14 protein-coding genes are annotated in these 13624 nt (G+C 66.3%); 7 read left to right on the plus strand and 7 right to left on the minus strand.

The genetic code is table 11. The features are described 5' to 3' along the window. Nucleotides 1–9 precede the first annotated feature (9 nt). From mnmG to SynM161_RS11335, 4 genes are all read left to right on the plus strand, one after another. On the plus strand, nucleotides 10–1941 hold the full coding sequence (mnmG, locus tag SynM161_RS11320) for a tRNA uridine-5-carboxymethylaminomethyl(34) synthesis enzyme MnmG (RefSeq protein ID WP_186541507.1): 1932 nt from the start codon (nucleotides 10–12) through the stop codon (nucleotides 1939–1941). Nucleotides 1942–1965: 24 nt separating this feature from the next. Continuing rightward, a complete protein-coding gene (locus SynM161_RS11325) occupies nucleotides 1966–2658 on the plus strand; it encodes a pilus assembly protein PilZ (RefSeq protein WP_255441796.1) in 693 nt (230 codons plus the stop codon). After that, nucleotides 2655–3254 (plus strand): chorismate lyase, encoded by a 600-nt coding sequence (locus SynM161_RS11330; RefSeq protein WP_170950531.1) that lies wholly within the window; start codon nucleotides 2655–2657, stop codon nucleotides 3252–3254. The genes SynM161_RS11325 and SynM161_RS11330 overlap by 4 nt, the downstream gene beginning before the upstream one ends. A 90-nt stretch (nucleotides 3255–3344) precedes the next feature. Next, nucleotides 3345–3782: a hypothetical protein gene (locus tag SynM161_RS11335; RefSeq protein WP_115161256.1), complete on the plus strand. Its 438-nt coding sequence runs from the start codon at nucleotides 3345–3347 to the stop codon at nucleotides 3780–3782. Here SynM161_RS11335 and SynM161_RS11340 read toward each other — a convergent pair. Together SynM161_RS11340 and SynM161_RS11345 are read right to left on the minus strand one after the other, a co-directional pair. After that, entirely contained in the window at nucleotides 3779–4315 is a 537-nt protein-coding gene (locus tag SynM161_RS11340) for a hypothetical protein (protein ID WP_186541508.1), read from the minus strand. The two genes, SynM161_RS11335 and SynM161_RS11340, sit on opposite strands and share 4 nt — an antisense overlap. 105 nt (nucleotides 4316–4420) lie before the next feature. After that, entirely contained in the window at nucleotides 4421–4963 is a 543-nt protein-coding gene (locus tag SynM161_RS11345) for a SprT family zinc-dependent metalloprotease (RefSeq protein ID WP_186541509.1), read from the minus strand. Between the two features lie 79 nt (nucleotides 4964–5042). On the opposite strand from SynM161_RS11345, the gene SynM161_RS11350 reads away from it, so the two are divergent. The 3 genes from SynM161_RS11350 to SynM161_RS11360 are packed head-to-tail and all read left to right on the plus strand — an operon-like array spanning nucleotide 5043 to nucleotide 7679. Continuing rightward, entirely contained in the window at nucleotides 5043–5462 is a 420-nt protein-coding gene (locus tag SynM161_RS11350; RefSeq protein WP_114987734.1) for a hypothetical protein, read from the plus strand. Then, on the plus strand, nucleotides 5455–7497 hold the full coding sequence (gene ligA / locus SynM161_RS11355; RefSeq protein WP_186541510.1) for an NAD-dependent DNA ligase LigA: 2043 nt from the start codon (nucleotides 5455–5457) through the stop codon (nucleotides 7495–7497). The genes SynM161_RS11350 and ligA overlap by 8 nt, the downstream gene beginning before the upstream one ends. Continuing rightward, nucleotides 7494–7679 (plus strand): hypothetical protein, encoded by a 186-nt coding sequence (locus SynM161_RS11360; RefSeq protein ID WP_115009844.1) that lies wholly within the window; start codon nucleotides 7494–7496, stop codon nucleotides 7677–7679. The genes ligA and SynM161_RS11360 overlap by 4 nt, the downstream gene beginning before the upstream one ends. On the opposite strand, the gene SynM161_RS11365 is transcribed toward SynM161_RS11360, so the two are convergent. From SynM161_RS11365 to SynM161_RS11385, 5 genes are read right to left on the minus strand one after another with little or no spacing between them, the layout of a single operon-like run. Beyond that, entirely contained in the window at nucleotides 7655–8278 is a 624-nt protein-coding gene (locus SynM161_RS11365) for a TVP38/TMEM64 family protein (protein WP_115009843.1), read from the minus strand. The two genes, SynM161_RS11360 and SynM161_RS11365, sit on opposite strands and share 25 nt — an antisense overlap. A gap of 34 nt (nucleotides 8279–8312) precedes the next feature. Beyond that, nucleotides 8313–9101, minus strand: coding sequence for an ABC transporter permease (locus SynM161_RS11370; RefSeq protein WP_186541511.1), 789 nt, complete (start codon nucleotides 9099–9101; stop codon nucleotides 8313–8315). Further along, complete coding sequence (locus SynM161_RS11375) at nucleotides 9101–9898, minus strand: ABC-2 family transporter protein (RefSeq protein ID WP_115160946.1); 798 nt, start codon at nucleotides 9896–9898, stop codon at nucleotides 9101–9103. Before SynM161_RS11375 ends, SynM161_RS11370 begins: the two co-directional genes overlap by 1 nt. Further along, nucleotides 9898–10872, minus strand: a complete 975-nt coding sequence (locus SynM161_RS11380) for an ATP-binding cassette domain-containing protein (protein WP_115160947.1) — start codon at nucleotides 10870–10872, stop codon at nucleotides 9898–9900. The genes SynM161_RS11375 and SynM161_RS11380 overlap by 1 nt, the downstream gene beginning before the upstream one ends. A 4-nt stretch (nucleotides 10873–10876) precedes the next feature. Further along, nucleotides 10877–13621 carry a valine--tRNA ligase gene (locus tag SynM161_RS11385; RefSeq protein ID WP_186541512.1) on the minus strand — a complete coding sequence of 915 codons (2745 nt, stop codon included), beginning with the start codon at nucleotides 13619–13621 and terminating at the stop codon, nucleotides 10877–10879. Between the last annotated feature and the right edge of the window lie 3 nt (nucleotides 13622–13624).

Genomic DNA, 13624 nt, shown 5'->3' on the forward strand with positions numbered 1-13624 from the left:
AATGAGGGCATGAGCTTCAGCGCCGCCCCCACCGAATCCTTCGACGTGATCGTGGTCGGCGGCGGTCACGCCGGTTGTGAAGCGGCCATCACCGCCGCCCGGCTGGGCCTGAACACCGCTTTGTTCAGCCTCAATCTTGATCGCATCGCCTGGCAGCCCTGCAACCCGGCCGTCGGCGGCCCCGCCAAAAGCCAGCTCGTCCATGAAGTGGATGCCCTCGGTGGCGTGATCGGCCGCCTGGCTGATGCCACCGCCATCCAGAAGCGCATCCTCAACGCCAGCCGCGGCCCAGCGGTATGGGCCCTGCGCGCCCAAACCGACAAGCGCCTCTATTCCCGCCAGATGCTGCAGCTGCTGCAGCACACCCCCAACCTCGCCCTGCGCGAAGCGATGGTGACCGGCCTGGAAACCCGCGGTGAAGGCGACCAGCAACGAATCAGCGGCATCCGCACCTACTTCGGCAGCGTCTACGGCGCTGAGGCGGTGATCCTCACCGCCGGCACCTTCCTGGGCGGCCGCATCTGGGTGGGGCATCAATCGATGGCCGCCGGCCGCGCCGGAGAGCAGGCCGCCGAAGGCCTCACCGAAGCGCTGCAGCAGCTCGGCTTCCAGACCGACCGGCTCAAAACCGGTACCCCCGCCCGGGTGGACCGGCGCAGCATCGCCCTCGATCAACTGGAGGAGCAGCCCAGCGATGCGGCCGATCGCTTCTTCTCCTTTGACCCGGCCGCCTGGGTGAGCGGTGAGCAGATGAGCTGCCACATCACCCGCACCACCGCCAAAACCCATCAGCTGATCCGCGACAACCTGCACCTCACCGCCATCTACGGCGGCGTCATCGACAGCAAAGGCCCGCGCTACTGCCCCTCAATCGAGGACAAGATCGTTCGCTTCGCGGACAAGCACAGCCACCAGATCTTCCTCGAGCCGGAGGGGCGCGACACCCCGGAGATCTACGTGCAGGGCTTCTCCACCGGCCTACCGGAACCGATCCAGCTGCAACTGCTGCGCAGCCTGCCGGGTCTGGAGCAAGCCGTGATGCTGCGGCCGGCTTACTCGGTGGATTACGACTATCTGCCCGCCACCCAACTCAAGCCTTCCCTGGAAACCAAGCGGGTGCGCGGCCTGTTCAGCGCCGGCCAGCTCAATGGCACCACGGGCTATGAGGAAGCCGCAGCCCAGGGCCTGGTGGCCGGCGTCAACGCCGCCCGACTGATCGGTGGCCAGGAGCCGGTGCACTTCCCCCGGGAGGGCAGCTACATCGGCACGATGATCGACGATCTGGTGAGCAAGGACCTGCGCGAGCCCTACCGGGTGCTCACCAGCCGCAGCGAATACCGCCTGATCCTGCGGGGCGACAACGCCGACCGCCGCCTCACACCGTTGGGCCGTCAGCTGGGCCTGATCGACGACCGGCGCTGGCAGCTGTTCGAAGACAAACTCCAGGCGATGGAGGGCGAAAAGCAGCGGCTGGAAACCGTGCGGCTCAAGGTGAGCGATCCGGTGGCCCCAACGGTGGAAGAGGAAACCGGTGCAGCGATCAAAGGCTCGATCACCCTGGCCGACCTGCTGCGCCGGCCCGGCATGCACGCCGCCGACCTGGTGCGCCATGGCCTGGCTGATGCCGATCTGCCCCTGCCCGTGCGCGAGGGCGCCGAGATCGACATCAAATACAGCGGCTACCTGCAACGGCAGCAGCAGCAGATCGATCAGGTGAAACGCCAAAGCCAGCGCAAGCTGCCGGCCGATCTCAACTACGCCGGCATCGGCACCCTCTCGAATGAAGCACGCGAAAAGCTCACGGCGATTCAACCCAGCACCCTGGGGCAGGCCAGCCGCATCCCTGGCGTCAGCAAAGCGGACATCACCGCCCTGCTGATGTGGCTGGAACTGCAGCAAAGGGAACGCCAACCCCTCGCCCCCACCGCAGAAGCTCGATAGCGTTGGACTCCTGAAACCTCTGCCTTGCCAGCCCGGGTTCCCACCTCACGTGCCTATTGGAACCTGCGGGCTGAGCAGGTGATGGACAACGTGTTCGACCGCGAGACGGTCACCGCCCCAAGCCAGCCGCACCTGGTGCCGGTGGATGTGGATGTGCACGAACCAACAACCAAACCAAGCGAACCCAGCGAACGCCGCTCCCCCTCCACCTGGCTGCTGCCGCTGATCAGTGGCATCGCCGTTGCCGGAGTGATCTGCAGCGCCTGGCTGGTGAGCAGCCTGCAACGCTCCCGCCTGGAGCTGGAACGGAAGCAAAACGCCGCCCTGATCGAGCAGCTGCGCGAGCAAGTGGCGGCCCGAGAAAGCCGGGCAGAAGAGACAGCAACGTCCGAGGAGGCCTCCCTTGCCATCCAAAGCCTCGAACCGCTGACCGTGCCGATCCAACAACCACCGATCCAACAGCCGTTGACGGTTGAGCCGCTGAGCAGCGATCAGGCATTTGCGCCGATGGGACCGATCCCGCAACTCACCGGTGTGGTGAAGGGCCCCGGTGGCAACAGTTCCGCCATTTTTCAACTGGGGCAGGGATCGGTGTCCGCCGGCATCGGTGAAGCGATCGGCAGCAGCGGCTGGGTGCTCAGCGAGGTCACCGACAGCGGTGCCGTGATCAGCCGCAACGGCCAACGCCAAACCCTCTCGGTGGGAGGGCTGTTCTGAACCCCACCCCCCGTCTTCACCCATCCCCGCACCAGCTCTGGCAAGCCCCCACCGATGCGGTGCTCTCAGCGGAGGGGCCGCGTCAACTGCCCGGCCCCTGGCGGCTGATGCTGCTGGGCGATGGCAGCCCAACCCGCCACCTGCGCCTGCTCACCGGTTCGCCCGTTGCCGTGGATCTGATCGCCATGGAGGCCGACCAGACCGACCACCCCGGGGCACCGGAGGAGGTGAAGGAATTGATGGCACCACTGCTGCGCCGCCAGGTGTGGCTCACCTGCGGCGGCACCCCGCTGGCCTGGGCCGAGAGCTGGTGGAACCAGGCCGAAGCGGATTGGCACCTGCGGGACCGCAACCAGCCGATCTGGAAAAGCCTCACTGAAGGGCGTTCCGAGCTGTTCCGTGAGGTGGATGGCTTGGCACTGGTGGAGGGTGACTGGCTCGACCAGACCTTTGGCCATCGCGGCCCCTACTGGAGCCGCCATTACCGCTTCTTCCGCCAGGGCAAGGCCCTCACCGTGATTCGCGAAGTGTTCAGCCCGCAACTCGAAACCTGGCTCGGACCCACGCTGCGCCAGGAGTTTCAACAAAATTCATGAACAAACCTGCGGGTTTGTTGGGATTTGCTCTTGACAACTTGCCATTGTTTGTGCTCACAGGAAGATGTGGCCAATTCGGTTCACCGTGTCATGGCTGCAACCACCTCCTGGCTCAGCCTCACCGACCTCGGTCGGATCTACGGCATTTCGGCGATTCACTGCGGCAAGACCCTCGAGCATCAAGGCTGGCGTGACAGGCGAGGCCGCCCCACCCAAAGCGCCCTCGACGCCAACGCCGCCATGCAGACCGGCCCCCATGGCCAGGGACGCACCGTGCTCTGGAACCGCACGGTCTGCAGCGCGCTGCTGGAACAGAAGGGCTATGAGCCGATGAGCCGCAGCCTGCAAGTGGAGCAGTGGACCCAACTGCTGGAAGCGCTGCAGGTGGGATCCCCATCGATCACTGCCACAGCGGACCAGATGGCCGAAGAGATGCCCGGAGAGCTGCTCGAGGATGTGAACCACCAGCTCGCTGCACGGGGTTGCCGCTACCGGGTCAGCCCACGCTCATTGCACGCGAGGCATTAGTCGATCCGGCGGCGGCTGGAGCGCGGCAAGGCCCGGCGGGAGCCGGTGGGATTGGGCGCGGCTTCGGGTTCCGGACGAGCTGCCGGCTGGGCAGAGCGCGACCAGCGCTGCACCCGGAAGCTGTCGTCCTCCGGCCACTCGCCCTGTTCTGCTGCGTTGAACTCCTGAGCCACAGGTGGCGTTGATGGGGGCGCTGGAGTCTGCGCTGCTGCTCCGCGGCGGCTGCGGCGGGAGATCGCATCAAGGGGGCGACGGGCGGAACGCATCGAACGTGCAGGCTCTGGCCGACCACGGCCAGCCTCTTGCCAGGGCTCCTGCCAGTCGTCGTCCTCCTCCAACAGCCACTCGACCTTTTCGCCGACCCAGCGGCCCACCGAATCGAGATCCAAACCGGAGCGCCGCCCTCCAGGCCGTTGTCCTGGTCGCCGACCGGACACCCCATCGACGAGCTGACGGCCGGTTTCCAAGAACTGGTCAAGACGGCGATCCCGCTGATCACGGAACCGGTCCAACCGATCGAAACGCTCCTCCATTCCCTGACGTTACCGACGGCGGCGGCGCAACCACTGTTCCCGCCGTAATCCCAGCAACACAATCACCACACCACCGCACTCCAGGGTGAGCCAGAACACCTCCATCTAGCCCTCCGCCTCCACATAACTGAGCACGCAGCTGGCATCCCAGCATCCATGGAAATGCTCGACGCAACAGGCCCGGCACGCGGCATTGCGTGTGCGCCTTCGGCATGGGGTGCGACGGCCGCAACGGGGACAGACCGCCAGCCAACGGGGCGGCCGGGACGGCACGGGATAGCTGTGGCGAATGCTCACCTGAAACCGGCTCTGGGCCGCATTGATGGCGGCCATCCGGGCCCGGAACAGCGGCCCGTGGCTTTCGCGGCGACGCTGCACCAGATCCACCCAGGCGTGGATCATCTCGTGGCAGAGCGTGCTTTCCGTGGCGATCTGCGGTAAGGGCTCAAGCACCGGCCGCGACAGCACGATCTCGCTGCCGCGGCCCTCACCCACACCGGGGCCACGGCGGTAGAACCCCGCCGTGCGGCTCATCCGGCCATCGCTCCAGCGCACCGCCGTCAGCGGCTGACCCCCATCCACCAAAGCACCGCCGAAATGCTCCCGGTTGAGGCGGTGAAACAGCGGCAGCAGGGGCTGCAAAGGCACAGAACGGGGGGGGAGGAGATCCGAATCAGCGCCATCCTGCCGTGGTCAGTCAGACTCGGCCCTGCTTTGACAGCTGGTGATGGAACTGGGACTGGTGCGGGAGATCGGCAGCAAAGCTCTGCTGGCCGGGGGTCTCACCCTGCTGGGGTACTGGATCTACAACGCCGTGAAGCTGGTGCTCGACGCCCGCGGCATCAATCCCCTGATCAAGCAGTTCTTCACCCAGGTGGCTGCCGGCCGCATTGATGCCGCCTACCTGCTCACCACCAAGGCCTACCGCCAGCACGTGAGCCGCCAGCAGTTCATCCGCTTCCTGGCGGGCCTGAAGCTGAACAAGTTCCGCAATCTCAAGTCCGGCCGCCCCCGCGTGCAGGAAGGCAACTTGATCCTCACCGTGAAGCTGAAGTCCGAAGGCGACGAAGAGCTCCCCCTCGACTTCACCTTCACCAAGGTGGACGACAACTGGCGCATTGCCCGCATCAACCAGGTCAATGGCTGATCCGCACGAGCGGGCCGCGGAACTGCGGCAGCTGCTCAACCGTGCCGGCCACGCCTATTACGTTCTCGATGCGCCAGTGATGGAGGACGCGGTCTACGACCGCCTCTACCGCGAGCTGCTCGAACTAGAACAGAACGATCCGGGCCTGCAGCGGTCCGACAGCCCCACCCAGCGGGTGGGCGGAGCTCCGGCGGAGGGGTTCACCAGCGTTGAGCACCGCGTGGGCATGCTCAGCCTCGACAACGCCTTCAACCGCGACGACTTGCAGGCCTGGCACGAGCGGCTGCTCAAGGTGCTGGACCGTCCCAGCGACACCCGCCTGCCCCTAGTGGGGGAACTGAAAATTGACGGCAACGCCCTGGCCCTGAGCTACCGCAATGGGGTGCTGGAGCGGGCCACCACCCGGGGCGATGGCAGCCGCGGTGAAGAGATCACCGCCAACGTGCGCACGATCAGTTCCATTCCGCTGCGGCTGCAGATCGAGAACCCACCGGAATGGGTGGAAGTGCGAGGGGAGGCCTTCATCCCTGATGCCACCTTCGCGGCGATCAATGCCGAACGGGAGCAACGGGGTGAAGCGCTGTTCGCCAATCCCCGCAACGCCTGCGCCGGAACCCTGCGCCAACTGGATCCGAAGGTGGTGGCCGCCCGCCGGCTCGACTTCTTCGCTTACACCCTGCACCTGCCGGGTGACGCCCAACCCCCCGGCCAATGGGCGGCTCTGGAGTGGCTGAAGACGGCCGGTTTCCGCGTGAACCCGAACCGGGAACGCTGCGAAGACCTGGCCGCCATCCAGCGCTTCTGCGACCACTGGGAGCAGGGACGTCATGACCTCCCCTATGCCACCGACGGCGTAGTGGTGAAGCTGGACGACCTGCAGCTGCAGGACGAAGCCGGCTTCACCCAGAAGGCCCCGCGCTGGGCCATCGCCCTCAAATACCCAGCCGAAGAAGCCCCCACCCGTCTGCTCCGCGTTGGTGCTCAGGTGGGCCGCACCGGTGCCATCACCCCCGTGGCTGAATTCGAAGCAGTCGCGCTGGCCGGCACCAGCGTCAGCCGCGCCACCCTCCACAACGCCGATCGAATCGCAGAACTGGATCTGCACCTGGGCGACACCATCGTGGTGCGCAAAGCCGGGGAGATCATTCCCGAAGTGGTGCGAGTGCTGCCGGAGCTCAGGCCCAGTGACGCCACCCCGGTGCAACTGCCGCAGCACTGCCCCGAATGTGGCTCCAACCTGGTGCGAGAGGGAGATGAAGCCGCCACCCGCTGCGTGAACAGCAGCTGCCCGGCGATCCTGCGGGGTGGCCTGCGGCACTGGGTGAGCAAGGGTGCCCTGGATGTGGATGGGCTCGGCAGCAAGTTGATCGAACAGCTGGTGGACCGCGGCCTGGTGGGCTCGCTGGCCGATCTCTACCGCTTGGATGCGGCCCTGCTCGCCAGCCTGGATCGGATGGGCGACAAGTCGGCCACCAACCTGGTGGAGGCCCTGGAGGCCTCCAAACAGCAGCCCTGGCATCGCCAGCTCTATGGCCTGGGCATCCGCCACATCGGCGAGGTCAACGCCAAAGCCCTCGCGGCCGCTTTCTTCAGCATCGACAGCCTGGCAGCAGCAGCACTGGAGGCCCCGGAGCAGATCGCCGAACTGCATGGCATCGGCCCGGAAATCAGCGCCAGCCTGGGCCAATGGCTGCGCACCCCCGCCAACCAGCAGCTGCTGCAGGACTTGCGCAGCGTTGGGCTCTCCCTGGAGGCGAGTGCCTCCGAACAGGAGGCCGCCAGCCAAGCCGGAGCTGACGCCGACGGCGTGCTGCGGGGCAAAACCCTGGTGCTCACGGGCACACTCCCCAACCTCAGCCGCAGCGAAGCCAAAGCGCTGATCGAAGTGGCCGGTGGCAAGGTGAGCGGCAGCGTCAGCAAGAAAACCGACTACCTGGTGGCGGGCGAAGCCGCCGGCAGCAAACTGACCAAAGCCGAGAGCCTCGGGGTGACGGTGCTCAGCGAAGCCGACCTCACCGCCCTGCTGCAGCCATGAGCCCATCCACACCTGCCCTGCACCGCTGGATCAAGACCGACTGCGGACGGGCCAAGTTGGCTGAGCTGCAGCAGCGCACCGGCCCAGCCAAGCGCGCACGCCTGGCCTGGTTCATCCTGATCGCTGCCCTGCGGGACTGGCGTCTGCCCAATCCCGATCAGAGCGACGTCTCCACATCCTGAAGCGCCCGCCGGGCCGCTCGGCTCACCAGCCAGACCACGGCCAGCGTGGCGAGCACCCCCACCAGCCGCAGCGCCCAGGTGCCGGCATCCGCCTCACCCCCCAGCACCTCACCGAAACGGGCCACATCGCCGGCCAGTGCCCCCAAACCGCAGAACAGCACCGTGCCAGGGAGGATGCCGATCAAACCGATGCTGTAATCCCGCAGGCTCACCTCACTGAGGCCGTAAGCCAGGTTGAGCAGCGAGAAGGGGAAGGCGGGCGAGAGGCGCGTCAGCAACACCAACTTCAGGCCCTCCTTGCTCACGGCACGCTCCACCGCCTGCAACTTGGGGAGCTGCTCCAACCGGCGCCGGGCCCAGTCGCGCAGCACCGACCGCCCCAGAAGAAACACCACCACCGCCCCGAGGCAGGCCCCAACAAACACCAGGCCACTGCCAAGCCAGGTGCCGTAGAGCACCCCGGCCAGCATCGACGCCCAAACCCCCGGCAGCAGCAGCGTCACCCAGAGGGCATAGAGCGGCATGAACAGCAGAGCCCCAGCGGGGGAGCGCAGCAGCTCCAACACATCCGGCAGCCAGTGCTGAACCAAGGAGATCAAGCGAAATCACCCACACATGGCGTGGAGCATTGCACTAACTCGATGCTGAGGTGTAGAAGCGCAGGGCAAAGAGCCAGAAGGCCCGCGCCGCCGCAAAGAACAGCACCGCAAGAGCCAAGCCCGCCAGCAGCATCGGTGCGGCGGCCTCACCCAACAACACCTGGGCCGGAACCGTGGTGAGAAAGGCCACCGGCAGCACCAGGGTGAACAGCAGGCGCAGGGCAGGCGGGTAGGCGTTGAGGGGATAACGGCCGGAGGCCAGCAGGGCCCGCAACACCTCAGTGGCATTCCAGGTTTTGACGAACCAGATGCTGGTGGCGGCGATCAGAAACCACAGCGAATAGAGGATCAAGCCACCGGCCAACAGCATCACCAGCACGGTGAACAGCGCAAACAGACTGAGCTCCACACCGGCCTGATGGCTGCCCCAGGCCAGCAGCCCAAGCCCCAGGCCGATCTCCGGCAGCCCCGCCGGCGAAAGCGTGCGCAGCGACAACCAGAACTGGCTGTCGATCGGTTTGAGCAGCACGAAATCCAGGGTGCCCTCGCGCACATGGGTAACGATCGCCCCGAGGTTCGGGCGCAACCAGGTGGTGGCCATGCCATCGAACACCGTGTAAAGCCCCTGCACCATCAGGGCCTGGGCCCAGCTCCAGCCCCCCAACGTCTGATCGGGGCCATAGAACAGCGAGAGCAGGAACAGGCTGCCGCTGAGGCTCATCGCCACCGCCAGCAACTCGATCAGCACGTTGGCCTGATACTCCAGCTGCACGGCCACGGCCGTGCCCCAGAAGCGACGCAGGGTTCGCCAGTAACGCCCCATCAGGCCCCCATGGCGCTGTATCGCCGCACGCCAGCACGCCAGAGCAGCAGCACCAGCGGCAACAGCAGAGCGATCCAGACCAGTTGCGCCCCGAAGCCCGCCACCAGATCCACCGGTTGGCCCGCCAGCACCCGGGCTGGGAAATCGATCAAATACGGGAAGGGCGTCCACTGGGCCAGGGCCCGCACCGCCGGCGGAAAGGCCGTGAGCGGTGCCAGCAGACCGGACAGGAACAGGAAGGGAATGAACTGCAGACGCTCCAGGGCACTGGCCTTCTCACTCCAGAAGCAGAGGGCCGCAATCAGGCTCTGAAACAGAAAGGCGATGGCGAAGGCCATCCAAGTGGCCAGCCAGGCCAGCAGGAAGCCCCCCAACGACGGCAACCAGAAAACCTGGGGCCGCACCACAAAAAACACCGCCGCAATCAGGGCCGCAAAGGGCAGACGGGTGAGCTGCTCGCCGAGGTGGGCCGCCACATAACGCCAGAGCGGATGCAGCGGCTGCAGCAGGTAAGGAGACAGCCGGCCCAGCAGGGCGTCTTCCTCGAAGGCATAGACCACCCACACCACCGAGAACTGGCGCACCAGAAAGGCGCTGAGGAAATAGCGATCCAGGGCCACACCATCCAGCCCCAGCCCCGAGCGCGCGTCGCTGCCGCTCCAGACGCTGAGCATGATGAACGGCAGCACCCCGGACAAGGCCCAGAGCGCGATCTCGGCGCGGTACTCGAGCATGTGGGCGTACTGGGAGCCCAGCAACACCCGGATGATCCGCCGGTTCAGCCCGAAGATCCGCATCAGACACGCCCCTGCCGGAACAACCCACCGATCAGCTCTTCGATCGGTGGATCGGTCACATCCAGATCACGCACGGGGAAGCGATCCAGCAGTTGCGCCACCACGGCGGTGAGCTGATCGCGGGGAACCAGCAGCCGCACATCACAGCCCTCCAGCTGCTCCAAACGCCCCAACCCCGCCAAGTCATCGGCTGAAACGGGCGACTCCAACTCGAGCCGCACCTCCCGCTCCGGTGCCAATTGATCAGCCAGCGCTTCCAGGGGACCGTCGTGGAACAAGCGCCCCTGGTGGATCAACAGCACCCGGGGGCAGAGGGCCGTGATATCAGCCATGTAGTGGCTGGTGAGCAGCACCGTTGCCCCCGTACGGCGGTTGTACTCGGCCAGGAACTGCCGCACCCGGGCCTGGGCATTCACATCCAGCCCCAGGGTCGGTTCATCGAGGAACAACACCTCCGGCTCGTGCAGCAGCGCCGCCAACAGTTCGGCCTTCATCCGCTGGCCCAGGGAAAGCTTGCGCACCGGCCGGGTGAGTTCCTCCCCCAGCTCCAGCAGATCGGCCAGCTCCTTGATCCGCCGCCGGGCCACAGCATCAGGGATGCCGTAGACCGCTGCATTCACCCGCAGCGAATCCATCGGCGGCAGGTCCCAGAGCAGCTGCTGCTTCTGCCCCATCACCAGGGTGATCCGGCGCAGAAACTCCGCCTGACGGCGCTGGGGCCGGTGCCCCGCCACCTGCACCTCGCCGGCGCTGGGGTGGATCAAGCCGCAGAGCATCTTCAAGGTGGTGGTTTTGCCGGCGCCGTTGGCACCGAGAAAGCCCACCATCTCCCCAGGTTCAATCCGGAAGGAAACGTCCTGCACCGCGGTGACGTCCCGGGTGCGGCGGCGAATGAAATGGCGCAGGGTGCCGGCCAAGCCGGGCTGCTTCTCGGCAACCCGGTAGATCTTGCTCAGCCCCTCAACCTGAATCACCGACTCAGCTCAGATCCGCCAGGCGCTTGCGCGCCAGATCGGCCTGGGCCTGCTTCTCATCGAGGTTGGCTTGGCATTCCGCCACCACCTCCGGCGGGGCTTTGTCGGCGAAGTTGGGGTTGCCCAACCGGTCCGCCAGGCCCTTGATCTCCTTCTCCGCCTTGGCGATGTCTTTCTCGAGGCGCCCTTTCAGTGCATCGAGATCGACAAGGCCTTCGATCGGCAGCAGCACCTGCAGCTCACCGCTCACCCCCGCCAGGGCCTTGGCCACCGGAGCCGCATCAGCCTCCGCCGGCGCCATCACCGCCACCGACTCGGCTCGCGTTAACGCCGTGATGTCGGCCGTGCCCTTGCTGAGCACAGCCGCCAGCTCACCGCGGCCGGTGACGAAGCGCACCGGTACCGGTTGCGAGGGCTTGAGGCCCGCCACCGCACGCAGGTTGCGCACCACACGGATGGCACCGATCAGCTCAGCGAACGAGGCTTCCAACGCATCATCCAAAGCACTTTCATCCAGCTCCGGCCAGGGCTGCAGGGCCAGGAAGGTGGTCTCCGGCTCGCCGGTGACGCTGTGCCAGAGCTCCTCGGTGAGGTGGGGCATCAGCGGATGCAGCATCAAGTGCATCTGACTGATCACCTTGGCCAGCACCTGCTTAGCCACCCGCTGATCGGCGAGGGCCTCGGCTGAGGGGTTCTCACCGGGGTTGAGCCGGCGCTTGCTCAGCTCCAGATACCAGTCGCAAACGTCGTTCCAAGCGAACTCGTAAAGCCCCTTGGCGGCTTCACCCAGGCCATAGCTGCTGTAGCGCTCGGCCGTCTCCCGGTTCACCCGGGCCAGGCGGGAGAGGATCCAGCGGTCCGCCAGCTGCAGGGCAGCGTGATCGGGGTCACCGAGTTGGGCCGGCGTTTCGCCGCCCAGGTTCATCAGGGCGAAGCGGGTGGCGTTCCAGAGCTTGTTGGCGAAGTTGCGCGACGCCTCCACCGTGGCGGAGGTGTCCTTCTTGCGGTCGTAGTCCAGACGAATGTCCTGACCGGCACCGGCCACTTCCCGCACCAGGGCGAAGCGCAGGGCATCGGTGCCGTAACGGTCGATCAGCAGCAGCGGATCGATGCCGTTGCCGGCGCTCTTGCTCATCTTGCGGTTCTGCTCGTCCCGCACCAGGCCGTGGATGTAGACGTCCTGGAAGGGCATCTCGCCGGTGAAGGCGCCGGCCATCATCGTCATCCGGGCCACCCAGAAAAAGATGATGTCGAAGCCCGTCACCAGGGTGCTGGTGGGGTACCAGCGCTGCAGGTCGGCGCTGTCAGCATCGGGCCAGCCCAGGGTGGAGAAGGGCCAGAGGCCGCTGGAGAACCAGGTGTCGAGCACGTCTTCGTCCTGCTCGATCTCCGCCGCGGCGCCATACTCCGCCTTGGCCTTCTCCAGGGCTTCGGTTTCGTTGCGGGACACCACGTAGGGCGTGGTGTCGGTGTACTTACCACCGGTCTCGCTGATCACGAACCAGGCGGGGATGCGATGGCCCCACCAGAGCTGGCGGCTGATGCACCAGTCGCGGATGTCCGTGAGCCAGTCGCGGTAAACCTTCTCCCAGCGCTCGGGGATGAAGCGGGGATCCTGCTTCTCGAGGGCCTCACGGCAGCGGGCCGCCAGGGGCTCGGTTTTGACAAACCACTGGGTGGAGAGCAGCGGCTCCACCGGCACCTTGCCGCGGTCGGAATAGGGAACGCTGTGGCGGTAGTCCTCCACCTTCACCAGCAGCCCCAGCTCCTCCAGGCCGGCCACCACAGCCTTGCGGGCCTCGAAGCGATCCAGCCCCTCGAACTGGCCGGCCTCCTTGTTCATCGTGCCGTTCTTGCGCATCACTGTGATCTGGGGCAGACCGTGGCGCTGGCCGATGGCGAAATCATTGGGGTCGTGGGCCGGCGTCACCTTGACGCAGCCAGTGCCGAAGTCCTTCTCCACGTGGTCATCGGCCACGATCGGAATCTCCCGCCCCACGAACGGCAGGGTGAGGGTCTGGCCCACCAGGTGGGCATAGCGCTCATCGGTGGGATTCACCGCCACCGCTGTATCGCCCAGCATCGTTTCGGGCCGGGTGGTGGCCACCTCCAGGTGGCCGTCGCCGCTGCTGAGCGGATAGCGGAAATGCCAGAGGTGGCCGTCCACCTCCTTCATCTCCACCTCCAGATCACTCACCGCCGAACCGGAGGCGGGACACCAGTTCACCAGGTATTCGCCGCGGTAGATCAGCCCCTGCTCGTGCAGCCGCACAAAGGCCTCCTTCACCGCCTCACTCAGGCCCTCATCGAGGGTGAAGCGCTGGCGCTTCCAATCCACGGAATAGCCCAGGCGCCGCAGCTGAGCCACGATCCGGCCACCGCTCTCTGCCTTCCACTGCCAGGCCCGCTCGAGGAACGCCTCACGGCCGAGGTCGTGGCGGGTCTTGCCCTCCTCTTTGAGCTGCTTCTCAAGGATCGTCTGCACCGCGATCGAGGCGTGATCGGTGCCGGGCAAGCAAAGAACGTTCTTTCCCGCCAGGCGCTGATAGCGCACGATCGTGTCGATCAGGGCCGTGTTGAAGGCGTGGCCCATGTGCAGGCTGCCGGTGACGTTCGGCGGCGGGATCACCACAGAGAACGGTTCACCGGGGGCCTTCGGGTCGGGATGGAACGCTCCCTGGTCCTCCCAGGCCTGCTGCCAGCGGGCCTCCGTGCCAGCCGGGTCGTAGGTCTTGGCCAGTTCGGGCACAGG

It is taken from the genome of Synechococcus sp. M16.1 (assembly GCF_014279895.1).
Taxonomy (GTDB): domain Bacteria; phylum Cyanobacteriota; class Cyanobacteriia; order PCC-6307; family Cyanobiaceae; genus Parasynechococcus.